We start from the raw sequence: 21,931 nt of genomic DNA on the forward strand, positions 1-21,931 counted from the left end.
GCGCGGTCGCCTCGCTGGCGGTCGCGCCTTACGATCTGGGTGCGGCCTGCGTGCGCAGCGCCGCCAGCAACGCCGAGGTACTGGCACCTCGGCAATCCACAACATTCACCGCACCGGCTTCACGCGCCAGCGCAGCTACACGCGGGCTGGGCACGAACAGCGGCAGGGTACGGATCACCGACCACTGCTCGCCTGCCAATTGGTGCAAGTGTTGAAAACCCTGCCCACTGCTGACCACCAAGGCGTTCAAGCGTTCCGATGCGATACGGGACGCCAGCGCACCCGGTGGGTAGACCGGAATGCTGCGTCGGTACAGTTGCAGATACTCTACCGCCGCGCCCTGCTCACGCAAGTGCCCGGCCAGAGCCTCGCGTCCGCCTTCGCCACGGATGATCAGCACCCGTGGATGGGGGCTCGCCAATGCGGCGCGCAATTGGGCCAGATTCAGCAAGGCTTCGCTATCGTCTCCTGTTTCAGGATACGTCACGGTCAGCCCACGCGCTTCGAGAATGGCCGCCGTGCCGGCACCGACGCTGAACCACGAGGTCTGCCCGAGGTTGGCAGGCGCGCGGTCCAGGGCCAGGCGCGCGGCGGGCTTGCTGACCACGATCACGGCATTGTATCGATTCAGTTCGGCCAACACCTGCCGCTGAGTGTCGCTGTCCGCTAGCGGCTCGATCGCCAGCAATGGCAGGCTCGCCGCGAACACGCCCTGTTCCAGCAGCGCCTGGGCTTGCAGCGCGCACTCGTCGCAGGGTCGGGTCAGCAACACTCGCCAGGGGTTCAAGGATGACCGGCCTCGCCGTACACCGCGCGCAGAATGTCGTCGGCGCCCTGCTCCAGCAAGGCTTCAGCCACCTGTACGCCCAACTGTTGCGCATCGGCCAGCGGCGCGCGTGCCTGAGCATGCAGCAGACGCTGCCCAGCCGGGTCGCCCACCAGGCCACGCAGCCAGATCTGTTCCCCTTCGAGCACGGCGTAACAGGCGATGGGCACTTGGCAACCACCGTTGAGGTGCTTGTTCAAGGCACGCTCGGCGCTCACGCGAAATTCGGTATCGCGGTGATGCAATGACCCCAGCAGCGCGTGGATCTCGCTGTCGGCCGTCCGGCACTCGATGCCGACCGCGCCCTGGCCGCCCGCAGGCAGGCTGTCTTCGACGCTGATGCTGGTGGTGATGCGCTCTTCGAAGCCCAGGCGAATCAGGCCGGCCGCAGCCAGAATGATCGCGTCGTATTCACCGGCATCGAGCTTGGCCAGGCGGGTGTTGACGTTGCCGCGCAGAAAGCGGATCTGCAGGTCGGGACGTCGCGCCAGCAGCTGGGTCTGGCGACGCAGGCTGGAGGTGCCGACGATGCTGCCGGGCGGCAGCGCCTCCAGGCTGTCCCAGGCGTTGGAAACGAAGGCGTCGCGAGGGTCTTCGCGCTCGCAGATGCAGTACAGCCCCAGCCCGTCGGGGAAGTCCATCGGCACGTCTTTCATCGAGTGCACGGCGATGTCCGCCGTGCCTTCGAGCAGGGCGGTTTCCAGCTCCTTGACGAACAGCCCCTTGCCGCCGATCTTCGACAAGGGTGAGTCGAGCAGCTTGTCGCCGCGACTGACCATCGGCACCAGGGTGACCTGCAGATCGGGATGCGCCTGCTCCAGGCGGGCCTTGACGTATTCGGCCTGCCACAGAGCAAGCGCGCTTTTACGGGTGGCGATGCGGATTTCGCGAATGGGCATGAATCGATCCGTATGAAGATTAGCGGACGATGATACCAGCTGTGCGCCAGGCCGCGCCCAGCCCGGCGGACTGGGCAGGCCTGCTGAGGGCTAGAGGTGCTGCATCATCTTGCGCACGCCGGCCACATGGCGTCGGCTGACGATCAGCGCGTCGCCGTTGAGCCCCTTCAGATAGAGCTGAAAGTGACCCAGGGGCGTGCGCTGCAAGCGCTCGATGCGCTCGCGGGCCACCAGGGCGTTGCGATGGATACGCACGAAGCGATCGCCAAACTCGTCTTCCAACGCCTTGAGCGGTTCATCGAGCAAGACCTCGCCGCCTTCGTGGCGCAGGGTGACGTACTTGTGGTCGGCAATGAAATAGATCACCTGATCCAACGGAATCAACTCGATGCCTTTGCGGGTTCTTGCGCTTATATGGCTGCGCGGACCGGTCCCCGCCTCGGCTGCCGGACGTGTCAGGGCAGCCAGTTGCACGCGGTTGGGTTTTTCCGCCTTCTTCAACGCTTCGAGCAGGTGTTCGGAGCGCACCGGCTTGACCAGGTAGCCCACGGCACTGACCTGAAAGGCATCCAGGGCAAACTCGTCATGGGCGGTGCAGAACACCACCGCCGGCGGCGTGTCGCGCTCGCACAGCCTGGCGGCGACTTGCAGGCCATCCAGGCCGGGCATGCGAATGTCGAGCAGGACTACGTCCGGCTTCTGTGCCTCGATCATGCTCAGGGCTTCTTCGCCGTTGCTGGCGCCGGGTTCGAGCACATGGTAGCCCTCGAGCTCGCCAACCAGTCGGCTCAAACGTTCGCGGGCAAGGGGTTCGTCATCAACGATCAGGACATTCATAGAGCGCTGGATTCCTGCGTGAGTCTCGCACATGGATAACGTAGACAAGTGAAGTGACGACCGTCACGGCGATTCACGCTAAGACTTGCGCGCGGACCGAAAAGTGCCGCAAGTCGAGCGCCAATGTTTGCCAGCGCCTGCTGGGTTCCGCCCGACGCCTGCGCTGTGGCGGCCTCTTGGTAGGGATTGCTGATGGTCAATATGAACTCTCCCCCTTTGTAGTCGGCCTCCACGCTGACCACCCCGCCCGAAATCAAAGGGGCGATGCCATGTACCAGCGCATTCTCCAACAACGGTTGCAAAGTAAGTTGGGGGATCGGCAGATCATCCGGGATTGTTTCGATCCTCCAGTGCAACTGTAGACGCTCGCCGAGACGATATTGCTCAATCGATAAATAACGTTTGGCCAACTCCACCTCATCACGCCACATCACCAGGCTGTTGGGCTGGGCCAGACTGGCACGAAACAGGTCGGACAGATTGAGCACCGCCTGCTCGGCCTTGACCGGATCGCTGACCACCAGGCTGGCGATGCTGTTCAAGCTGTTGAACAGGAAGTGCGGGCGAATGCGCGCCTGCAAGGCCTGGATACGCGACTGCAATTCGGCCTGTTGCTGGCGCCGCCACTGGCTCTGCAGGTAGAAGTAGCGCAGCAGCAGGGCCGACATGATCAGCCCGATCAGAGCGTGGCGCAGGTACCGATTGACCTCCACGGTCGGCGTGTCGAGCCCGCCCAACTGGAAGTAGTCGATCACCGCCGTGCCCGCGAGGGTCAGGCCCACCACCAGGGCGCAGCACAACCCACCCGCCATACCGGGGCGCAGGCGCGCCAGCCAGGGGCGCAGGGCACAGAGCAACGCAGCCGAGAGCAGCACGATCCATTGCACGAACAGCGAAGTGAGGGCCAAACGCACCCAGTTGAAGCCTGGGTTCATGGGTTCGGCCAGCACCAGTACGAACACCAGCAGCTGCGCCAGCACGATCAGCATCAACAATGCCTGGGGCAGGCAAAGCTCGGGCAGGAAGAAATCCGGCTCGGGAGGGTTCGACGGCTTGCTGAACATGTACGGCTTCCTGGCTGCTGTAGTGTGTCGCAGGCCTCTTCGCGGGCAGAGACCCGCTCCCACAGGTCAACATGATCACTTGTGAGAGCGGGGGCGGGCGGCGAGCCCTCTGCCCGCGAAGGGGTGAATGCAGACAATAGACACCTGCACTATGCCGCCAACAGACCCGGGCCGCATTTGTTATTATTGCGGCAACTTCCCGTTCACGCCTTGCACGAGCCAATTCATGAGCACTGACAAGACCAACCAGTCCTGGGGCGGCCGCTTCAGTGAACCCGTCGACGCCTTCGTCGCCCGCTTCACCGCCTCGGTCGATTTCGACCAGCGCCTGTACCGCCATGACATCATGGGCTCGATCGCCCACGCCACCATGCTGGCCAAGGTCGGTGTGCTCACCGATGCGGAGCGCGACACCATCGTCGATGGCCTGCGCACCATCGAGCAGGAAATCCAGGCGGGCCAGTTCGACTGGCGCACGGATCTGGAAGACGTGCACATGAACATCGAAGCGCGCCTGACCGATCGCATCGGTGTCACCGGCAAGAAGCTGCACACTGGACGCAGCCGCAACGACCAGGTGGCCACCGACATTCGCCTGTGGCTGCGTGACGAGATCGACCTCATCCTCAGCGAAATCACCCGCCTGCAGCAGGGCTTGCTGGAACAGGCCGAGCGCGAGGCCGACACCATCATGCCGGGCTTCACCCACCTGCAGACCGCGCAGCCGGTAACCTTCGGGCATCACCTGCTGGCGTGGTTCGAAATGCTCAGCCGCGACCATGAACGCCTGGTCGATTGCCGCAAGCGCACCAACCGCATGCCGCTGGGCAGCGCCGCGCTGGCCGGCACCACCTACCCCATCGACCGCGAGCTGACCTGCACGCTGCTGGGCTTCGAAGCCGTCGGCGGCAACTCGCTGGATGGCGTTTCGGACCGTGACTTCGCCATCGAATTCTGCGCTGCGGCCAGCATCGCGATGATGCACCTGTCGCGCTTCTCCGAGGAGCTGGTGCTGTGGACCAGCGCGCAATTCCAGTTCATCGACCTGCCCGACCGCTTCTGCACCGGCAGCTCGATCATGCCGCAGAAGAAGAACCCCGACGTACCGGAACTGGTGCGCGGCAAGAGCGGCCGGGTGTTCGGTGCGCTGATGGGCCTGCTGACCCTGATGAAGGGCCAGCCGCTGGCCTACAACAAGGACAACCAGGAAGACAAGGAACCGCTGTTCGACGCCGCCGACACGTTGCGCGACTCGCTGCGGGCCTTTGCCGACATGATCCCGGCCATCAAGCCCAGGCACGCCATGATGCGCGAAGCCGCGCTGCGTGGTTTCTCCACCGCCACCGACCTCGCCGATTACCTGGTGCGCCGTGGCCTGCCGTTCCGCGATTGCCACGAGATCGTCGGGCATGCGGTCAAGCATGGCGTGGACACCGGCAAGGACCTGGCGGAAATGAGCCTGGAAGAACTGCGCCGGTTCAGTGACCAGATCGATGCGGACGTGTTCGAGGTATTGACCCTGGAAGGCTCGGTCAATGCCCGCGACCACATCGGCGGCACGGCGCCTGCTCAGGTGCGTGCGGCAGTCGCTCGCGGCCGCGATTTGCTGGCGGCTCGCTAGGCGCTTGGCAGGTCCGGCCTCTTCGCGCCCCGCTCCCACAGTAGATGTTAGATATCCTGTGGGAGCGGGTCTCTGCCCGCGAAAGGCTCCCCACAGAACCCGACATTGACCCTGATCGAGAACATCCCCATGAGCGACAACCAGCCAGACGACGACGAAGCATTTGCCGAAGCCACCCTCACCCAGGCCATCGAGAATCAGATCGAAAGCGACAACCCGCCCGCGGCCAAGGCCACGTTCAACAAGCTGACGCTGGTGGGCTATGAGCGCGAGGACATCCTCAACATGATGGCTCATGTACTGGCGATCGAGATCGATGCCATTCTGGAGCAGGATCGTGCGTTCGACACGGCCTGGTACGAAGCCGCTCTGCGCGCCTTGCCCGAGCTGCCAGCGGAAAAAGTCTGACGCTGAACAGGCGCGTTCGCCTGCGGCTGACTACACTGGAAAAACCCCGCTGCCACGGTGTCGGGGTACAGCGTTCAGCGCCCCTCGGTGCTGTCGTTCATTCCATAAGAAAGTCGGGAGCGCCTATGTCGTCCTACACCCCGGAACTGGTTGCCGAGCTGGAAATCCTTGCCCTGTTCAACCTCGGCAACACCATGGAAGGTCTGAAAATCCACCACACTGCATCACCTGCGGCCATTGCCGCCGCGACTCGCCTGCATGAAAAGGAATTGATCACCAAGCCCGATGGCGGCTACCTGACCAGCCTGGGCCATGAGGCTGCCGGGCACGCGCAGTCATTGCTCACCATCCTGACGGTTGCCGAGCCTGCCTGAGCATTGGGGCTTGATGGAAGCAGGTGCTGTCAGTCGCCAGCAGGCGCCGACAGCGCCTGCAACCGGCGCTGCTCGGCCACAGCGATGATCTGGCGCCGCGTATCGTCATCGGCCGAGCGCCAGGCGCGGATATCCTCGACATGGCGGAAACACCCTTGGCAAACGCGTTCTTCGTCCAGCCGGCACAGGCTCACGCAAGGTGACTGTACCGACGGGCTGACGTTGCTGTAGAGCGGCTTGGGGGCGCGTGCGGGCTGGCTCACCATCAGATCTCTTCGAAATCCAGCTCGACGCCGGCCTGTTCCTCGGTCGCCCGGGCCAGTACCTCGCCCAGCAATTCCTCGGATTTCTCGCAGCGCCACTTGCCCGACTCTTCGTCGTAATCGAAGTGATAGCCACCGGAGCGCGCGGCCAGCCACAGCTGGCGCAGCGGCTCCTGGCGGCTGATGATCAGCTGGCTGCCGTTGTCGAACTTGATGGTCATCATGCCGGCGGAAATTTCGATGTCGTCGGCGTGGTCTTCGAGCAACTCCTCCAGCGCCTGCTGGGTGGCATCGACCAGGTCGTGGAAACGGGCTTCGGTCAAACTCATTGCAGGAACCTCGGAAAGTGTCTGTTCGCGCTACGGGCGGCAAGATACGAGCAGCCAGCCGTTTATGCAAAGCATAATGCACCCGTCTGGATCGGTGGCACCGCTGGCGGCCCACCTGCATAGCCACCATGCCGGGCGCTGGGTATACTCGGGCGCAATTACTGCTTATACAAAGGATTTCGCCATGAAGCGCCTGATCTCTTCCCTGGCCGCGCTCGTCGCCGTTGCCTGCCTGGTGTCCGCCTGTGGTCAAAAGGGCCCGCTGTACCTGCCCGATGACAGCAAATCTCCCGAGGACCAAGCCAAGTCGTCGCAACCGCACAAGCACTACTAAGGGAACACCATGGACGCTTTTGAACGCCGCGACGGTGAACTGTTTGCCGAAGGCGTAGCCCTGTCGGCCGTGGCCCAGCGCTTCGGCACGCCGACGTACGTCTACTCGCGCGCCCACATCGAGGCGCAGTACAACGCCTACGCCGATGCCCTGCAGGGCACCCCGTCGCTGGTCTGCTTTGCCGTGAAGGCCAACTCCAACCTGGCCGTGCTCAATGTCCTGGCGCGTTTGGGCGCCGGTTTCGACATCGTCTCGGGCGGCGAACTGGAGCGCGTGCTGGCTGCGGGCGGGCGCGCCGAGCGCGTAGTGTTTTCCGGGGTCGGCAAGACCCGCGCCGACATGCGCCGCGCCCTCGAAGTAGGCGTGCACTGCTTCAACGTCGAATCCACCGACGAGCTGGAACGCCTGCAGGAAGTCGCCGCCGAGCTAGGCGTGCGCGCGCCTGTGTCGCTACGGGTCAATCCGGACGTCGACGCGGGCACCCACCCGTACATTTCCACGGGCTTGAAAGAGAACAAGTTCGGCATCGACATCGCTGCAGCCGAAGACGTCTATGTACGTGCCGCGCAGTTGCCCAACCTCGACGTGATCGGCGTGGATTGCCACATCGGCTCGCAACTGACCACGCTGGCACCGTTCCTCGACGCCCTGGATCGCTTGCTCGACCTGGTCGATCGCCTTGGCGACTGCGGCATCTACCTGCGCCACATCGACCTGGGCGGTGGCCTGGGCGTGCGCTACAGCGAAGAGCAGCCGCCCTTGGTTGCCGACTACATCCAGGCCGTGCGCGAGCGCCTGGACGGTCGCGAGCTGACCCTGGTGTTCGAGCCGGGGCGGTTCATCGTGGCCAATGCCGGGGTCTTGCTGACTCAGGTGGAATACCTCAAGCATACCGAGCACAAGGATTTCGCCATCGTCGACGCGGCGATGAACGACCTGATCCGCCCGGCCCTGTACCAGGCATGGATGAATGTCAGCCCGGTCAAGCCGCGGGAAGGTCAGGCACGTGCCTACGACATCGTCGGGCCGATCTGCGAAACCGGTGACTTCCTCGCCAAGGAGCGTGAACTGGTGCTGGCCGAAGGCGACTTGCTGGCCGTGCATTCGGCCGGCGCCTACGGTTTCGTCATGAGCTCGAACTACAACACGCGCGGCCGCTGTGCCGAGGTGCTGGTCGATGGTGACCAGGCATTCGAAGTACGCCGCCGCGAAACCGTGGCCGAGCTTTTCGCCGGCGAAAGCCTGTTGCCGGAGTAATCCCATGCTACTGCGTTTTACCAAGATGCATGGCCTGGGCAACGACTTCATGGTGCTGGACCTGGTCAGCCAACATGCCCATATCCTGCCCAAGCATGCCAAGCAGTGGGGCGATCGCCACACCGGCATCGGCTTCGATCAATTGCTGCTGGTCGAAGCGCCGAACAATCCCGATGTCGACTTCCGCTATCGCATCTTCAATTCCGACGGTTCGGAGGTGGAGCAATGCGGCAACGGCGCGCGCTGCTTCGCCCGCTTCGTGCTGGACAAGCGCCTCACGGCCAAGAAGACCATTCGCGTGGAAACCAAGGGCGGCATCATCACCCTGGACGTCCGCAGCGATGGTCAGATCAGCGTCGACATGGGCCCGCCGCGCCTGGTGCCGGCCGACATCCCGTTCCAGGCCGACTCCCAGGCGCGCAGCTACGAGCTGTCCGTCGATGGCCAGAGCGTCGAGATCGCCGCCCTGTCCATGGGCAACCCCCACGCAGTCCTGCGTGTCGACGACATCAACAATGCGCCGGTGCACGCACTGGGGCCGAAGATCGAACACCATCCGCGCTTTCCGGCACGGGTGAACGTGGGCTTTCTGCACGTAGTCGATCGCACCCGCGCGCAGTTGCGTGTCTGGGAGCGTGGCGCCGGCGAGACCCAGGCCTGTGGCACCGGCGCCTGTGCTGCCGCAGTCGCAGCCATCAGCCAGGGCTGGATGGATTCGCCACTGCTGCTCGACCTGCCGGGCGGCCGCCTGTCCATCGAATGGGCCGGGCCAGGCCATTCGGTGATCATGACCGGCCCTGCGGTTCGGGTCTTCGAAGGACAAGTGCGTTTATGACCGAGTACAGCCAATGACCGACCAGCCTCAAGTACCCGCGCCTGCGGAGGTCCTGGAGGCTTCGGCCGTGGCCGACTTTCTTGCCGCCAACCCGGCGTTCTTCGAGCAGCATGAGGAATTGCTGACTCAGCTGCGCCTGCCCCACCAGCGCGGCGACACGGTGTCGCTGGTGGAACGGCAGATGACGCTGCTGCGTGACCGCAACGGCGAGATGCGCCAGCGCCTCTCGCACCTGATGGAGGTCGCGCGCGACAACGATCGCCTGTTCGAGAAGACTCGCCGCCTGATTCTGGCCATGCTCGATGCCGCGTCCCTGGACGAGCTGGTGATCAGCGTCGAAGACAGCCTGCGCGAAGACTTCCAGGTGCCCTTCGTCAGCCTGATCCTGTTCAACGACATTCCCGCCCCGGTAGGCCGCAGCGTGACCAGTGGTGAAGCGCAGCAGGCCATCGGTGGGCTGTTGTCGGAGGGCAAGTCGCTCAGTGGTGCCTTGCGCGAACACGAACTGGCGTTCCTGTTCGGCAGCGACCAGGCCCCGCAGGTCGGCTCGACCGCGCTGGTGCCATTGCTGCATCAAGGCCTGCACGGCGTACTGGCCATCGGCAGCCGCGACCCTGCGCACTACAAGAGTTCGGTGGGCACGCTGTTCCTCAGCCATATCGGCGAAGTGCTCAGCCGGGTATTGCCACGCTACACCGGCGCGCTGCGCTCGGTACGTTGAGGTGCGCGAACAACTGGATGCCTACTGCACGCACCTGCGCAGTGAGCGCCAGGTGTCGGTGCATACCCTGGATGCCTACCGGCGCGACCTGACCAAGGTCGTCGAATTCTGCGAGAAGGAAGGCCTGGCGACCTGGCAGGCACTGGACATCCAGCTGCTGCGGCGTCTGATCGCTCGCCAGCATCAGCAAGGGCAGTCGTCGCGCAGTCTGGCGCGCCTGCTTTCGGCCGTGCGTGGCCTGTATCGCTACCTCAATCGCGAAGGCCTCTGCAGCCACGACCCGGCCAATGGCCTGGCGCCGCCCAAGGGCGAGCGTCGCCTGCCCAAGACGCTGGACACCGATCGCGCCCTGCAGCTGCTCGAAGGTGCGGTGGAAGACGACTTCCTGGCCCATCGCGATCAGGCCATTCTCGAGCTGTTCTATTCTTCGGGTCTGCGCTTGTCGGAGCTGACCAGCCTCGACCTCGGGCAGCTCGACCTCGCCGACGGCCTGGTGCAGGTGCATGGCAAGGGCAGCAAGACCCGTGTACTGCCCGTGGGTCGCAAGGCGCGCGCGGCGCTGGAGCAGTGGCTGGCGCTGCGCTCGATGAGCGACCCCATCGACGATGCCGTGTTCGTCAGCCAGCAGGGGCGCCGGCTCGGGCCGCGTGCCATCCAGGTACGGGTCAAGGCCGCCGGCGAGCGTGAGCTGGGGCAGAACCTGCATCCGCACATGCTGCGTCATTCGTTTGCCAGCCACCTGCTCGAGTCGTCCCACGACCTGCGCGCCGTGCAGGAGATGCTTGGCCACGCCGACATCGCTACCACGCAGATCTATACCCACCTGGACTTCCAGCACCTGGCCAGTGTCTACGACAGTGCCCACCCACGGGCAAAACGCAAAGGCGGCGACTCATGAGCATCAAGCTGATCACTTTCGACCTCGACGACACCCTGTGGGATACCGCCCCGGTCATCGTCAGCGCCGAAGCCATCCTGCGCGACTGGCTGGCCGACCAGGCGCCGGCACTGGGCCCAGTGCCGGTCGAGTACCTGTTCCAGATCCGCCAGCGCCTGGTCGACGCCGACCCTTCGCTCAAGCACCGCATCAGCGCGCTGCGCCGTCGTGTGCTGCGGCACGCCATGCAAGACGCTGGCTATGCCGAGGATGAAGCGGCCTCGCTGGCCGACAAGGCCTTCGAGGTATTCCTGCACGCTCGGCATCAGGTGGACATCTTTCCCGAGGCCCAGCCAGCCCTGGAGATCCTTTGCCAGCGTTATACCCTGGGCGTGGTTACCAACGGCAACGCCGATGTGCGTCGACTGGGCATCGCTGATTTCTTCACCTTTGCGCTGTGTGCCGAAGACCTGGGCGTGGGCAAGCCGGATTCGCGGCCCTTTCTGGAAGCCATGCGCCTGGGCGATGCGGGCGCCCACGAATCGGTGCACATTGGCGATCACCCCAGCGATGACATCGCCGGCGCGCAGAAGGCGGGCATGAAGGCCATCTGGTACAACCCGCAAGGCAAGCCATGGGCCGCCGAAGGCAAACCCGACGCCGAGATCGCCAGCCTGGCACAGTTGCCTGCACTGCTGCTGCAACTGGGCTAGCTGTGGGAGCGGGCGAGCGGCGAGTTCTCTGCCCGCGAAGAGGCCGTCAGTGTCTACCCCGCACCCACAAAAAAGCCCGCAGCGACCGCGGGCTTTTTCTATGTTGCTTCGAGCGACGAGCCTTCAGATAGGGCGGCTGCCGTACTTGTTGTCGGGCTTCTTGGGTGGATCGGCCACCACGTTGGGCTCGACTTCCTGCACCTTGCCGCCGCGCGACAGGAACTCTTCCATCGCCCGAGCCAGCGCATCGCGCTCTTTGTTCTTGACTTCGATACTCGGCAGTTCATCCACCGACACCGCCGCCTTGGCCTTGCCCTTGGCAGCGGGTACGGGTGTGTCGCCACCGTCGTCCTCCGCAACGTCTTCGGCAGCCGCCTCGAGGGTTTCTTCGGCCTCGTCTTCTTCGCCTACTTCGAGGTCGTCGTTTTCCAGATCATCGTCGCTCATGTTCTACCTCATGACTTGCGAAAGCAGATTATTTATAGCCCAGCTTTACCTTATGTCGACGGTTGCCGGAAAAAATTCACATCCACTGGTAACCAGCGGTCAAGCGTCCTCACCATACAGCGTGGCAAGGACCCGACGCGCGCCGCCATGATCGCGATGCTCGCCCAAATAAATACCTTGCCAGGTACCTGTCGCCAGCCTTCCCGAGGTCACCGGAACGGTCACCTGGCAGCCCAGCAAGCTGGCCTTGAAGTGCGCTGGCAGGTCGTCGGGCCCTTCGTCGTTGTGTTCGAAACCGTCTGCACCCTGTGGCACGAGGCGGTTGAAGAAACGCTCGAAGTCCCGGCGAACGGCCGGATCGGCGTTTTCGTTGACGGTCAACGACGCCGAAGTGTGTTGCAGCCACAAATGCAGCAGGCCCACGCGGCATTCGCGCAGGCGCGGCAGTTGTGCGAGCAACTCGTCAGTCACCAGGTGAAACCCGCGAGGCCTGGCTCGCAAGGTGATGAGGGTTTGCTGCCACATACCGTTCTCGTCCGTTCGGGGCGCATTCTAGCGCGCTCTGGGAAAAAGCAAAGAGCCTGTTCGCGACTGTTTTGCACTGAGCCGCCGCGCGCGATCGCTACGGCAGCCGACAGCCCCGGCGGCAAACCCGCCGGACCTGAAGCAGATGACAAATCGCAGGCAAAAAAATGCCCGGCAAGCCGGGCATTTTTTTCCGAACGGTTACAAGTTGTAGCCGCGCTCGTTGTGCTGCGCGAGGTCAAGGCCCACGGCCTCTTCTTCTTCGTTGACTCGCAGACCCATCACCGCATCCAGCACCTTGAGGATGACGTAGGTCACGATACCGGTGTAGACCACGGTGAAACCGACGCCCTTGAGCTGGATCCAGACCTGCGCGCCGATGTCTTCGACGGTGCCGAAACCACCCAGCGCGGGCGCTGCGAACACGCCGGTCAGAATCGCGCCGACGATGCCGCCGATGCCGTGTACGCCAAAGGCGTCCAGTGAGTCGTCGTAGCCCATCTTGCGCTTGAGCGTAGTAGCGCAGAGGAAGCAGATGACACCGGCCACCAGGCCGATTGCCAGTGCACCCATCGGACCGACAGTACCGGCCGCCGGGGTGATGGCCACCAGGCCAGCAACCACGCCCGAAGCGATGCCCAGTGCGCTTGGCTTACCGTGGGTCAGCCACTCGGCGAACATCCAGCCCAGCGCCGCAGCGGCGGTGGCGATCTGGGTGACCAGCATTGCCATACCGGCAGTGCCGTTCGCCGCTGCAGCCGAACCGGCGTTGAAGCCGAACCAGCCGATCCACAGCATGGCCGCGCCGATCAGGGTGTAGCCCAGGTTGTGCGGCGCCATCGGGGTGGTCGGGTAGCCCTTGCGCTTGCCCAGCACGATGCACGCAACCAGACCGGCAACACCGGCGTTGATATGCACCACGGTGCCGCCCGCGAAGTCCAGCACGCCCCAGTCCCACATCAGGCCGCCGTTGCCGGACCAGACCATGTGCGCGATGGGTGCATAGACCAGGGTGAACCAGATGGCCATGAAGATCAGCATCGCGGAGAACTTCATGCGCTCGGCGAAGGCGCCGACGATCAGCGCCGGGGTGATGATGGCGAAAGTCATCTGGAAGGTGATGAACACTGCCTCAGGGAACAGTGCCGCCGGGCCGGTGACGCTGCTCGGCGTCACGCCACTGAGGAAAGCCTTGGACAGCCCGCCGACGAACGAATTGAAGTTGACGACGCCCTGCTCCATGCCAGTGGTGTCGAAAGCCAGGCTATAGCCGTAGACCATCCACAGGATGCTGATCAGGCCAGTAATGGCGAAACACTGCATCATCACCGAGAGCACGTTCTTGGAGCGCACCATGCCGCCGTAGAACAACGCCAGGCCAGGAATGGTCATGAACAGCACGAGGGCGGTCGCGGTCAGCATCCAGGCGGTATCGCCGGAGTTGAGAACGGGGGCTGCCGCCTCGTCCGCCAGGGCAAGGCCTGGCATTGCGAGGGACAACAGGGCTCCTAGCCCTGCGAATTGACGCAGAGTCATATTGTTTACTCCTGGGGCGTTGGGTTGTGTCGGCTTTTTTTTAGATTGCGTCGGTATCGGTTTCGCCGGTACGAATGCGAATCGCCTGTTCCAGATTGACCACGAAAATCTTGCCGTCGCCGATCTTGCCGGTGTTGGCGGCCTTGGTGATGGCTTCGATGACGCGATCCAGATCCTTGTCATCGATGGCGACGTCGATCTTGACCTTGGGCAGGAAGTCGACCACGTACTCCGCGCCGCGATACAGCTCGGTATGGCCTTTCTGCCGACCGAAACCCTTGACTTCGGTAACGGTGATGCCTTGCACGCCGATTTCCGACAACGACTCGCGCACGTCGTCCAGCTTGAATGGCTTGATGATGGCAGTGACTAGCTTCATGAAACTCTCTCCCGAATTGGTGGACTTGCCCCAGGAAAACAAACCCGGATCAAGTCTAAGCGCAGTGCCTGGCTTTGTAACGCGTCGTCGACCCCGCAGCCCGGACCGACAACCGATAAACAACTGCTGACGAAACACTTCCCTTGAAGCTGCGCACCGTTCTCGTCACGACGAGTCCATCAGTGCCTGGGTCTCTTGGCTCTAAGCAGAAAGCTTGCCATGTCGTGCAAACCGCGAGATTTGGCCACCCTGCGCGGCTTTTGTGCAGCGGTTTGAGCAGGCAGCGCGGGCAAGCGCACAACAAGGGTGCAGCGCTGGGCACACCTGTGCGCGAAAACCGTGCGCCGCGGCTCGGCTTTTCAGCGCATGGCTGCGTGATACACTGCGCATCACTTTGTCTCAGGAAATTTCCCATGCTCCCGCCCAAAGCGTTCCTCGACACCCTGAGCGACCACGCCTCGCGCTTGTTCAGCGGTGACACCGCACAGCCGCGCGCGGAGCTCGAAGGTCAGTTCAAGGCATTGCTGCAGTCCGGCTTCAGCAAGCTCGACCTGGTCAGCCGCGAGGAATTCGACAGCCAGATGGTCGTGCTGGCGCGTACCCGCGCGCGCTTGGAGAGCCTGGAAGCCAAAGTCGCCGAGATGGAAGCCAAGGCAGCACCCAAGGCCGAGTAATATCTGAGACGCAGCTCGGTTGCCGATCGGCTGCACCGCTTTGTGCCACGCTCGGCATTGCCATTGAACAGCAGGGACGTGCTTCGATGAACCGCAACGAGCTGCGCAAGGCTGATATCAACCTGATGGTGGTGTTCGAAGCCCTCATGCTCGAGCGCAACGTCACCCGCGTCGCGGAAAAGCTGTTCCTCGGCCAGCCCACGGTCAGTTCAGCGCTGAACCGACTGCGCGCCCTGTTCAACGACCCGCTGTTCATCCGCATCGGCCATCGCATGGAACCCACCGCGCGCGCCGAGGAAATCATCCGGCACCTGTCCCCGGCGCTGGACGCGATGTCGATGGCGCTGAGCCTGACCCATGATTTCGACCCGGCCGTAAGCACCATGACCTTCCGCATCGGCCTGTCCGACGACGTCGAGTTCGGCCTGCTGCCGCAAGTGCTGCGCGCACTGCGTACCGAGGCGCCGAAAGTGGTGATCGTGGTGCAGCACGTGGATTACTGGCGTATTCCCGACCTGCTCGCCTCCGGCGACATCACCGTGGGCATCAGCCAGACCCGCGGCCTGCCGGCCAATGCCAAGCGCAAACTACTACGCCGCATGCGCCCGCGCGTGCTGCGCGCCGACAAGTCGGCTACCCCACTGACCCTGGACGAATACTGCGCCCGCCCCCACGTACTGGTGTCGCCGACTGCGCACACCAGCGGCATTGCGGACGAGTGGCTGCAGGAAATTGGCCGCACCCGCCAAGTGGTGCTGTCGGTGCCCCAATTCAGCTCGCTGCCCGCCCTGCTCGCCGGCACCGACATGCTCGCCGGCCTGCCCGACTACGCCGCGACCGCGATGGCCGCTCACGGCAACCTGTTCGACGAACCGCTGCCGTTCGATGCGCCGACGCTGGATTTGTCGATGGTGTGGTTGAGCATCACCGATACGGATCCGGCGGAGCGGTGGTTGCGGTCGCGGTTGGAGGCGTTCATGGGGGATCGGGGTGGGGTAACGGACTTTTCTGCTGCTCGAGGTGTTTGAAGTAGCTACGTACTATTTCACTGAAATGTTGCAGTACGTTTGAGTTGGCGTCGCTGCGGCAAGCGAGCGACAAGCCCACTCGGCCAAGCCGTGGAAATCCATCATCCGGGCCTAGCGCGCGATAGTCACCCGTCATCGAGCTGGGGAGAACAGCCGATACATAGCGACCAGAACCGATTGCGGCTAAAATGCCAGCATACGTTGTGCTCTGTAGGCCGACGCTATATGCCTTACGCACCCGATCCAGCGCACTCAGCGCCACAGCACGGTCGCCGCATCCGGAAGTGAACAATGCCAAGGGTAGCGGCTCAATAGACGCAACGTTACTCGCTGTTGAGCATACCCAAGCGAGTGTTTCGGTATAAACAAGTTCGGCGTTTATATGATGAGGACAGGCCTGGGTCAAGACGAGATCAAGCTGTCCAAGCTCGTAAAGCTTCCATATGTCAACGCCGTATCCTGTAACAACCTCAAAATTCACCTCTGATGTATCTGTTGCAAGAAATGCGCGCAACAACTCAGATAGATAACTTGATGCATAGACGTCTGAGGTGCCGATACGAATCACCCGAACGGAGCGCTGGCCTGTAAGCTCTGACACTGCCCGATCGTTGACCTCAAGCAGGCGTAGAGCATAGGACAACAACCGCTCCCCGCTAGCCGTCAGTTCAAGGCCATGCGTATCTCTTTTGAATAACCGTACTTGTAGTTGAGCCTCCAGCTTTTGTATCTGTTGACTGACCGCTGACTGCACCCTGTGCAATCGCAAAGCGGCCCTGGAAAAACTCTTGGTGTCCACGACCGTCACGAACGCTCGGAGCTGGTTGTGATCTAAATTCACAATTTTATCGGTTATCACGTTTCAAGATACCTCTCATCATCATTTCTCGTACACAGCCGATCAATCAAGCCGCTAATATTGGCGCATCAAAAGCACAAGGAGTGCAATATGACATCCATCATCATCGGAAAAATAGACATAGCTTCTTACAATATTGAAAGTGAAATAAAGCATCTGAATGGTATCGAAAAAATCCCTGAAGCCTACGACGAGTTTGGTCAAGGGCATTGGAAGAACATATCGCTTTACAATGCTTCCGGAGACTGTGGTGATAGCACCTACCGGAACACTAGCGAATGTCGACCAACCTCACACTTGACAACGTGCGTTGAAATCAATCGCTTGATAGTTGAAAACTTTAAATTTGACGATTTGAAGATGGTCCGCGCACGCAGCCTTGTCGATGGCATGGTTATTCCGCATCGGGACTTCGTCGAGTTTGATGGACAACACCAATATTTGCGCTTATTTGTACCGCTTGAAGATAACTCTGAAGCTTTTCATTCCGATGAAACAGGTGTATTTCAAATGAAATCGGGCGAAGTCTGGTTTCTTGACGCAGCGGTGAATCACGCCGCTATCAATGTTGGCCTGAAGAGCCGGATGTTTCTGTGCTTGGACTTTCTGCTTGGGCCGGAAGACGAACAGCGATCTGTGCTCTTGCAATCTTCAAAATTATTACCTCTAGAGCAGAGAATTGATATCACGCGAGCGGCGATAGCGGAAAGCCGCATTGAAGGAATCATAGACGCAGTGGCCGTGATCATCAGCCGCCATACAATGAAAGATATTATCTTTGCCCTGTCAAAGTACCACTTCAAGTATGACATTCCTGTTCTGGCGTGTTACGACTGGATAAGGGATGCGGCATTACGTGCCGGCGATCAAGAAGTAGCGGCCAGGATGCAGGCCCTCAAACATTATCTGGTCGAACATAGGTCGATCAACGAACGCTTCAGGATCAACGACTGGCGTAACTAAGGGCGCGGTATGATGATCGCCTTACAGAGTTGCTTGCCTCTTTTATTCCTGCTGGCGTGGAGCAGTGGAGCCGTGTTTGCCAAGCTAGGGTTGGAAGACGCTTCGGTTTCAGTTTTCCTGGCTATCCGCGCATCAGGTGCTCTGCTGGCGGTGTTGGTTTTGTGCACACTGTATAGCGGAGGAGCAGGCATAAGGTCCAAGCTATCATTACCTGTCAACCTCTTGCTAAAAACGCTCGTCACAGGACTTCTACTGCAAGTTTTTTATCAATCAGCCTACTTCCTTGCCTTGGACCACGGCCTGACTCCAGGGCTGCTGGCGCTGGTATTGGGATTACAGCCATTGCTTACTCCGTTGATAGCGGGCGAGCCCATTGCCCGCCATCGGTTTCTCTTCCTAGCGCTAGGGTTAGGTGGCCTAGTGCTCGCGGTGATAGGCGCCAAAAATGTCAGCGGTTTCACATTAGCGGGATTGGCATTCGCATGGGTTTCTGTCATAGCGATCACTCTCGGCTCGGTCATGCAAAAAAAATTGAGCATTGACCCTATGGTATCTGCTTTTTATCAAAACCTGATCGCCGCAAGTGTCTTTATAACAGCACTACCATTAACGACTGTCCGGCTCGACATTACACCTACCTTCATGATGTCGGCAGCGTGGATGATCCTTGTTGTCTCAACGCTCGCCGTACTCCTGTTGTTTTATATGCTGTCATCTAGGTCGGCCAGCCAAGTTAGCTTTTTATTCTATTTGGTACCGCTATTTACGATAGCACTGGACTACCTGGTCTTTGGACACTCTATAAGCATCGTTACGTGTATCGGTGCGTTCTTCATCATCATGGCCATGAGAGGTTTCAACCAGACGTAGGAGCGTATGCCACCTCCTGCGAGGTGAACTGACAGCAACTTCCAATCAGTAGCACCGTGAATCACTTCCCCACTGGCATACCCGCCCTCATCCACTACCCTCGCACCACCACCGCAGGAAGCGGTTCATCTTTCAACGCATGGAGCATGCATGTCTCTCGCTATCGTTCACAGCCGGGCTCAGGTGGGTGTGGGTGCGCCTGCGGTCACGGTCGAGGCGCATCTGGCCAATGGGCTGCCGGCGCTGACGCTGGTGGGGCTGCCGGAGGCCTCGGTCAAGGAGAGCAAGGATCGGGTGCGCAGCGCGATTCTCAATTCGGGGCTGGAGTTTCCGGCGCGGCGGATCACCCTGAACCTGGCGCCGGCGGATCTGCCGAAGGACGGCGGGCGGTTCGACCTGGCCATTGCGCTGGGTATCCTGGCGGGCAGCGGGCAGATTCCGGCCATTACCCTGGATAACGTGGAATGCCTGGGCGAGCTGGCGCTGTCGGGCGCCGTGCGGCCGGTGCAGGGTGTCTTGCCCGCTGCCCTCGCCGCTCGCGATGCGGGGCGAACGCTGATCGTGCCCAGGGATAACGCCGAAGAGGCAGCGCTGGCCTCGAACCTGACGGTGATTGCCGCGGATGATCTGATGCAGCTGGTCAGTCACTTCAATGGGCGCAACCCGATCAGTCCTTTCAATGCCAATGGCCTGCTGCTGTTGAGCAAGCCTTATCCGGACCTGAGCGAAGTGCAGGGCCAGGTTGCGGCCAAGCGTGCGCTGCTGGTGGCCGCTGCTGGCGCGCACAACCTGTTGTTCAGCGGCCCACCGGGAACGGGCAAGACCTTGCTCGCCAGTCGATTGCCCGGATTGCTGCCGCCGCTGGACGAGCGCGAAGCGCTGGAGGTGGCGGCCATTCAGTCGGTGGCCAGCCATGTGCCGCTGAAGAACTGGCCGCAGCGGCCCTTTCGGCATCCTCATCATTCGGCCTCGGGCGCTGCCTTGGTAGGCGGTGGCAGTCGGCCGCAGCCAGGAGAAATCACCCTGGCGCATCATGGCGTGCTGTTTCTCGATGAATTGCCGGAGTTCGACAGGAAGGTACTGGAAGTCTTGCGCGAACCCTTGGAAAGCGGAGAGATCGTGATTGCGCGGGCGCGGGACAAGATCCGTTTTCCGGCGCGGTTCCAGTTGGTGGCGGCGATGAACCCGTGCCCGTGTGGGTATCTGGGTGACCCCAGCGGCAAATGCCAATGCGGCAGCGACCAGATTCAGCGGTACCGCAACAAGCTGTCCGGGCCGTTGCTCGACCGGATCGATCTGCATCTGACGGTGGCGCGCGAGGCGACGGCGCTGAGCCATGTGCCACAGGCGGGTGAGAATACGGCCAGCGCTGCCAGCAAGGTGGCCGAGGCGCGCGAGTTGCAGAGTCGGCGTCAGGGGTGTGCCAATGCCTTTCTCGATCTGCCGGGGTTGCGCGAGCATTGCAGGTTGTCGGCCGAAGATGAGCGCTGGCTGGAAACCGCCTGTGAACGGTTGACGCTGTCGCTGCGGGCGGCGCACCGGTTGTTGAAGGTGGCCCGCACCTTGGCGGATCTGGAGCAGGCGAAAGACATCGAGCGGGCGCATGTGGCGGAGGCGTTGCAGTATCGGCCGTCGGCGCAGTGATCGGTAAGACGCCGGGCGTCATTGCGTTTCAGCAGGCCAATCGGGGATACCGCCGACGCGGCTTGCGCCGCTGCTACAGGGGATTGGGTATTCATACATGACCGCGTCGGCCATGGATGCGGTGGTCGTGCAGCACCACGTCGGTCGTGAATGCGGTGTTCGGGGCTCACCACGCCGGCGGGGGATTGCGATACCTCTGTAGCAGCGGCGCGAGCCGCGTCGGCGGTGGGTGCGGTGTGGCTGTCGGAACGCGATCGGGGCCAAAGCGGCTTGCGCCGCTGCCACAGGGCTTGGAGGCTACAAAACCACGCGCAGGACTTGGCCGGCGTGGTAGAGCGAGAAGCCGGTTTCATAGACGCCGGTGCGCAGGGTCGGTACCGAAACGGGTTTATCCGTGCAGAACGGCAGGGGCAGCCTGTCGGCCTGGCCATGCAGCAGAAACTGCGCCAAGGCCTTGCCCACGACGGTGCCGGTGGTGTTGCCGCGGCCGTTGTAGCCGGTGACCGAAACCAGCCCCGGGGCGGGTTCGAACAGGCGCATGAGGTGGTCGGGGGTGAAGTCGATGCAGCCGGTCCAGTGCATTTCCCATTCGACCGTGCCCAGTTGGGGAAAGTAATGGGTCTGGATGCGGTCGGCCCAGCGGCGGATGAACCAGGCCGGCTTGTTGTCCACGCGGCCCATGCTGCCGAGCAACAAACGGCCATCGTCGTCACGGCGAATGCTGCTCAGTACCAGGCGGGTGTCCCAGGAACCCTGGCCGTGTTTGAGCACAGCGTCTGCCGCGGCCGAGTGCAGAGGTTTGGAAGCCACCTGGTAGTAGTAACCACGGAAGAACTGGCCATGCAGGTTGCACCAGTCGCCTTCGGTGTAGGCGCCGGTGGAGATCAGTACCTTGTCGGCGTTGACTTCGCCTTTGGCAGTCTTGACCAGCCAGCCACCACCCTGCTGTTCCAGGCCCAACACCGGCGAGTGCTGGAACACCTGCCCGCCCAGACGCTCGACGGCCGCGCCGAGGCCACGGGTATAGGCCATGGGGTTGATGGTACCGGCGCGCCGGTCGAGCAAGGCGGCCTCGATCTTTTCAGTGCCGCAGTAGTCGACGCATTGCGCCCCGGTGAGCAGCTCGACGTCGGCGCCGCGCCGTTGCCATTGCTCGCAGCGCGATTTCAGGTCGGCCACGCCATTGGCGTTGTGGGCCATGTGCAGGGTGCCGTCGTTGTGCGCCTGGCAGTCGATGCCATAGCGCTTGATCAGTGCGAACACTTCAGCCGGCGCGCCGCCGAGCACGCTGTTGAGGCGACCGCCCACCGCACTGCCCAGGGTCTGCTCGACTTCGTCGGGCGGAATCCAGGTGCCAGCGTTGACCAGTCCGACGTTGCGGCCCGAGCCGCCGGTGCCGATTTCACTGGCATCGAGCAGCACCACACGCTTGCCCTGCTCCAGCAACTCGATGGCAGCGCACAACCCGGTGATGCCGCCGCCGATCACGCAAACATCCGCCTTTACCGCACTGGCCAGGGCCGCCGTGTGAGGGGGCCTGGCGGTGATGTGTTCCCAAAGACATTGTTGCCGTAGTTCGCTCATGACTCATTCCAAGCCAGGGAAATCGGGTTCGGACCGCGCCGTCGTCATCGCGGGCAGAGCCCGC

Annotated in this window: 26 protein-coding genes; 14 read left to right on the top strand and 12 right to left on the bottom strand. The window is 62.2% G+C overall.

All coding sequences use genetic code 11. The annotated features are described in order from the left end of the window. Positions 1-28: 28 nt before the first annotated feature. From IFT75_RS12835 to IFT75_RS12850, 4 genes are all read right to left on the bottom strand, one after another. On the bottom strand, positions 29-787 hold the full coding sequence (locus IFT75_RS12835; RefSeq protein ID WP_192055086.1) for a uroporphyrinogen-III synthase: 759 nt from the start codon (positions 785-787) through the stop codon (positions 29-31). Next, entirely contained in the window at positions 784-1,725 is a 942-nt protein-coding gene (hemC, locus tag IFT75_RS12840; RefSeq protein ID WP_122479919.1) for a hydroxymethylbilane synthase, read from the bottom strand. The genes IFT75_RS12835 and hemC overlap by 4 nt, the downstream gene beginning before the upstream one ends. A 90-nt stretch (positions 1,726-1,815) precedes the next feature. Further along, positions 1,816-2,562: a LytR/AlgR family response regulator transcription factor gene (locus IFT75_RS12845; RefSeq protein WP_122479920.1), complete on the bottom strand. Its 747-nt coding sequence runs from the start codon at positions 2,560-2,562 to the stop codon at positions 1,816-1,818. After that, positions 2,559-3,626 (bottom strand): sensor histidine kinase, encoded by a 1,068-nt coding sequence (locus IFT75_RS12850; protein WP_122479921.1) that lies wholly within the window; start codon positions 3,624-3,626, stop codon positions 2,559-2,561. The genes IFT75_RS12845 and IFT75_RS12850 overlap by 4 nt, the downstream gene beginning before the upstream one ends. Before the next feature lie 226 nt (positions 3,627-3,852). On the opposite strand from IFT75_RS12850, the gene argH reads away from it, so the two are divergent. From argH to IFT75_RS12865, 3 genes are all read left to right on the top strand, one after another. After that, positions 3,853-5,247 (top strand): argininosuccinate lyase, encoded by a 1,395-nt coding sequence (gene argH / locus IFT75_RS12855; RefSeq protein WP_122479922.1) that lies wholly within the window; start codon positions 3,853-3,855, stop codon positions 5,245-5,247. A gap of 129 nt (positions 5,248-5,376) precedes the next feature. Next, a complete protein-coding gene (locus tag IFT75_RS12860) occupies positions 5,377-5,655 on the top strand; it encodes a hypothetical protein (protein ID WP_192055245.1) in 279 nt (92 codons plus the stop codon). A 125-nt stretch (positions 5,656-5,780) separates the two neighbouring features. Continuing rightward, a complete protein-coding gene (locus IFT75_RS12865) occupies positions 5,781-6,029 on the top strand; it encodes a TIGR02647 family protein (RefSeq protein ID WP_122479924.1) in 249 nt (82 codons plus the stop codon). A 29-nt stretch (positions 6,030-6,058) separates the two neighbouring features. On the opposite strand, the gene IFT75_RS12870 is transcribed toward IFT75_RS12865, so the two are convergent. Both IFT75_RS12870 and cyaY read right to left on the bottom strand, forming a co-directional pair. Further along, complete coding sequence (locus IFT75_RS12870; RefSeq protein ID WP_192055088.1) at positions 6,059-6,295, bottom strand: DUF1289 domain-containing protein; 237 nt, start codon at positions 6,293-6,295, stop codon at positions 6,059-6,061. Next, on the bottom strand, positions 6,295-6,621 hold the full coding sequence (cyaY, locus tag IFT75_RS12875; RefSeq protein ID WP_122479926.1) for an iron donor protein CyaY: 327 nt from the start codon (positions 6,619-6,621) through the stop codon (positions 6,295-6,297). The genes IFT75_RS12870 and cyaY overlap by 1 nt, the downstream gene beginning before the upstream one ends. A 184-nt stretch (positions 6,622-6,805) precedes the next feature. Between cyaY and lptM the strand changes: the two genes are divergently transcribed. The 6 genes from lptM to IFT75_RS12905 are packed head-to-tail and all read left to right on the top strand — an operon-like array spanning position 6,806 to position 11,358. After that, the gene (gene lptM / locus IFT75_RS12880) at positions 6,806-6,955 is read left to right on the top strand and encodes an LPS translocon maturation chaperone LptM (protein WP_043192229.1); all 150 of its coding nucleotides are present in this window, start codon (positions 6,806-6,808) and stop codon (positions 6,953-6,955) included. Between the two features lie 9 nt (positions 6,956-6,964). Further along, entirely contained in the window at positions 6,965-8,212 is a 1,248-nt protein-coding gene (gene lysA / locus IFT75_RS12885) for a diaminopimelate decarboxylase (RefSeq protein WP_192055089.1), read from the top strand. A gap of 4 nt (positions 8,213-8,216) precedes the next feature. Further along, entirely contained in the window at positions 8,217-9,047 is an 831-nt protein-coding gene (dapF, locus tag IFT75_RS12890; protein ID WP_122479928.1) for a diaminopimelate epimerase, read from the top strand. A gap of 13 nt (positions 9,048-9,060) precedes the next feature. Continuing rightward, positions 9,061-9,768, top strand: a complete 708-nt coding sequence (locus IFT75_RS12895) for a DUF484 family protein (protein WP_185794683.1) — start codon at positions 9,061-9,063, stop codon at positions 9,766-9,768. Position 9,769: 1 nt separating this feature from the next. Further along, complete coding sequence (gene xerC, locus IFT75_RS12900; protein WP_192055091.1) at positions 9,770-10,666, top strand: tyrosine recombinase XerC; 897 nt, start codon at positions 9,770-9,772, stop codon at positions 10,664-10,666. Further along, positions 10,663-11,358 (top strand): HAD family hydrolase, encoded by a 696-nt coding sequence (locus IFT75_RS12905; RefSeq protein WP_192055092.1) that lies wholly within the window; start codon positions 10,663-10,665, stop codon positions 11,356-11,358. Before xerC ends, IFT75_RS12905 begins: the two co-directional genes overlap by 4 nt. Before the next feature lie 123 nt (positions 11,359-11,481). On the opposite strand, the gene sutA is transcribed toward IFT75_RS12905, so the two are convergent. The 4 genes from sutA to glnK all read right to left on the bottom strand — a co-directional run bounded on the left by sutA (position 11,482) and on the right by glnK (position 14,245). Continuing rightward, positions 11,482-11,805: a transcriptional regulator SutA gene (gene sutA / locus IFT75_RS12910; protein WP_192055094.1), complete on the bottom strand. Its 324-nt coding sequence runs from the start codon at positions 11,803-11,805 to the stop codon at positions 11,482-11,484. 99 nt (positions 11,806-11,904) lie between these two features. Then, entirely contained in the window at positions 11,905-12,330 is a 426-nt protein-coding gene (locus IFT75_RS12915) for a secondary thiamine-phosphate synthase enzyme YjbQ (protein WP_122479933.1), read from the bottom strand. A 201-nt stretch (positions 12,331-12,531) separates the two neighbouring features. After that, entirely contained in the window at positions 12,532-13,866 is a 1,335-nt protein-coding gene (locus IFT75_RS12920) for an ammonium transporter (protein ID WP_122479934.1), read from the bottom strand. 40 nt (positions 13,867-13,906) lie between these two features. Further along, positions 13,907-14,245 (bottom strand): P-II family nitrogen regulator, encoded by a 339-nt coding sequence (gene glnK, locus IFT75_RS12925; protein WP_002555808.1) that lies wholly within the window; start codon positions 14,243-14,245, stop codon positions 13,907-13,909. A gap of 413 nt (positions 14,246-14,658) precedes the next feature. Between glnK and IFT75_RS12930 the strand changes: the two genes are divergently transcribed. Then, a complete protein-coding gene (locus tag IFT75_RS12930; RefSeq protein WP_122479935.1) occupies positions 14,659-14,919 on the top strand; it encodes an accessory factor UbiK family protein in 261 nt (86 codons plus the stop codon). Positions 14,920-15,005: 86 nt separating this feature from the next. Continuing rightward, positions 15,006-15,947: a LysR family transcriptional regulator gene (locus tag IFT75_RS12935; protein ID WP_192055096.1), complete on the top strand. Its 942-nt coding sequence runs from the start codon at positions 15,006-15,008 to the stop codon at positions 15,945-15,947. Here the strand turns inward: IFT75_RS12935 and IFT75_RS12940 are convergent. Beyond that, entirely contained in the window at positions 15,895-16,806 is a 912-nt protein-coding gene (locus IFT75_RS12940; RefSeq protein ID WP_192055097.1) for a LysR family transcriptional regulator, read from the bottom strand. The genes IFT75_RS12935 and IFT75_RS12940 overlap by 53 nt on opposite strands. A gap of 90 nt (positions 16,807-16,896) precedes the next feature. On the opposite strand from IFT75_RS12940, the gene IFT75_RS12945 reads away from it, so the two are divergent. The 3 genes from IFT75_RS12945 (at position 16,897) to IFT75_RS12955 (ending at position 20,283) form a co-directional block, all read left to right on the top strand. Further along, positions 16,897-17,769 carry an aspartyl/asparaginyl beta-hydroxylase domain-containing protein gene (locus IFT75_RS12945; protein WP_192055099.1) on the top strand — a complete coding sequence of 291 codons (873 nt, stop codon included), beginning with the start codon at positions 16,897-16,899 and terminating at the stop codon, positions 17,767-17,769. 9 nt (positions 17,770-17,778) lie between these two features. Continuing rightward, the gene (locus IFT75_RS12950; protein WP_197975888.1) at positions 17,779-18,639 is read left to right on the top strand and encodes a DMT family transporter; all 861 of its coding nucleotides are present in this window, start codon (positions 17,779-17,781) and stop codon (positions 18,637-18,639) included. 150 nt (positions 18,640-18,789) lie between these two features. Next, positions 18,790-20,283 carry a YifB family Mg chelatase-like AAA ATPase gene (locus IFT75_RS12955; protein ID WP_192055101.1) on the top strand — a complete coding sequence of 498 codons (1,494 nt, stop codon included), beginning with the start codon at positions 18,790-18,792 and terminating at the stop codon, positions 20,281-20,283. Between the two features lie 297 nt (positions 20,284-20,580). Here the strand turns inward: IFT75_RS12955 and amaA are convergent, their stop codons facing one another. Next, a complete protein-coding gene (gene amaA, locus IFT75_RS12960) occupies positions 20,581-21,867 on the bottom strand; it encodes an L-pipecolate oxidase (RefSeq protein ID WP_192055103.1) in 1,287 nt (428 codons plus the stop codon). Between the last annotated feature and the right edge of the window lie 64 nt (positions 21,868-21,931).

This window comes from Pseudomonas sp. CFBP 8758, from assembly GCF_014841725.1.
GTDB classification, from domain to species: domain Bacteria; phylum Pseudomonadota; class Gammaproteobacteria; order Pseudomonadales; family Pseudomonadaceae; genus Aquipseudomonas; species Aquipseudomonas baltica.

Excerpts from the sequence above, each read along its gene's own strand:
- hemC (WP_122479919.1), bottom strand. The coding sequence starts at position 1,725 with ATGCCCATTCGCGAAATCCGCATCGCCACCCGTAAAAGCGCGCTTGCT.
- IFT75_RS12845 (WP_122479920.1), bottom strand. The coding sequence starts at position 2,562 with ATGAATGTCCTGATCGTTGATGACGAACCCCTTGCCCGCGAACGTTTG.
- IFT75_RS12850 (WP_122479921.1), bottom strand. The coding sequence starts at position 3,626 with ATGTTCAGCAAGCCGTCGAACCCTCCCGAGCCGGATTTCTTCCTGCCC.
- argH (WP_122479922.1), top strand. The coding sequence starts at position 3,853 with ATGAGCACTGACAAGACCAACCAGTCCTGGGGCGGCCGCTTCAGTGAA.
- IFT75_RS12860 (WP_192055245.1), top strand. The coding sequence starts at position 5,377 with ATGAGCGACAACCAGCCAGACGACGACGAAGCATTTGCCGAAGCCACC.
- IFT75_RS12865 (WP_122479924.1), top strand. The coding sequence starts at position 5,781 with ATGTCGTCCTACACCCCGGAACTGGTTGCCGAGCTGGAAATCCTTGCC.
- IFT75_RS12870 (WP_192055088.1), bottom strand. The coding sequence starts at position 6,295 with ATGGTGAGCCAGCCCGCACGCGCCCCCAAGCCGCTCTACAGCAACGTC.
- cyaY (WP_122479926.1), bottom strand. The coding sequence starts at position 6,621 with ATGAGTTTGACCGAAGCCCGTTTCCACGACCTGGTCGATGCCACCCAG.
- lptM (WP_043192229.1), top strand. The coding sequence starts at position 6,806 with ATGAAGCGCCTGATCTCTTCCCTGGCCGCGCTCGTCGCCGTTGCCTGC.
- lysA (WP_192055089.1), top strand. The coding sequence starts at position 6,965 with ATGGACGCTTTTGAACGCCGCGACGGTGAACTGTTTGCCGAAGGCGTA.
- dapF (WP_122479928.1), top strand. The coding sequence starts at position 8,217 with ATGCTACTGCGTTTTACCAAGATGCATGGCCTGGGCAACGACTTCATG.
- IFT75_RS12895 (WP_185794683.1), top strand. The coding sequence starts at position 9,061 with ATGACCGACCAGCCTCAAGTACCCGCGCCTGCGGAGGTCCTGGAGGCT.
- IFT75_RS12905 (WP_192055092.1), top strand. The coding sequence starts at position 10,663 with ATGAGCATCAAGCTGATCACTTTCGACCTCGACGACACCCTGTGGGAT.
- sutA (WP_192055094.1), bottom strand. The coding sequence starts at position 11,805 with ATGAGCGACGATGATCTGGAAAACGACGACCTCGAAGTAGGCGAAGAA.
- IFT75_RS12915 (WP_122479933.1), bottom strand. The coding sequence starts at position 12,330 with ATGTGGCAGCAAACCCTCATCACCTTGCGAGCCAGGCCTCGCGGGTTT.
- IFT75_RS12920 (WP_122479934.1), bottom strand. The coding sequence starts at position 13,866 with ATGACTCTGCGTCAATTCGCAGGGCTAGGAGCCCTGTTGTCCCTCGCA.
- glnK (WP_002555808.1), bottom strand. The coding sequence starts at position 14,245 with ATGAAGCTAGTCACTGCCATCATCAAGCCATTCAAGCTGGACGACGTG.
- IFT75_RS12930 (WP_122479935.1), top strand. The coding sequence starts at position 14,659 with ATGCTCCCGCCCAAAGCGTTCCTCGACACCCTGAGCGACCACGCCTCG.
- IFT75_RS12935 (WP_192055096.1), top strand. The coding sequence starts at position 15,006 with ATGAACCGCAACGAGCTGCGCAAGGCTGATATCAACCTGATGGTGGTG.
- IFT75_RS12945 (WP_192055099.1), top strand. The coding sequence starts at position 16,897 with ATGACATCCATCATCATCGGAAAAATAGACATAGCTTCTTACAATATT.
- IFT75_RS12950 (WP_197975888.1), top strand. The coding sequence starts at position 17,779 with ATGATGATCGCCTTACAGAGTTGCTTGCCTCTTTTATTCCTGCTGGCG.
- IFT75_RS12955 (WP_192055101.1), top strand. The coding sequence starts at position 18,790 with ATGTCTCTCGCTATCGTTCACAGCCGGGCTCAGGTGGGTGTGGGTGCG.
- amaA (WP_192055103.1), bottom strand. The coding sequence starts at position 21,867 with ATGAGCGAACTACGGCAACAATGTCTTTGGGAACACATCACCGCCAGG.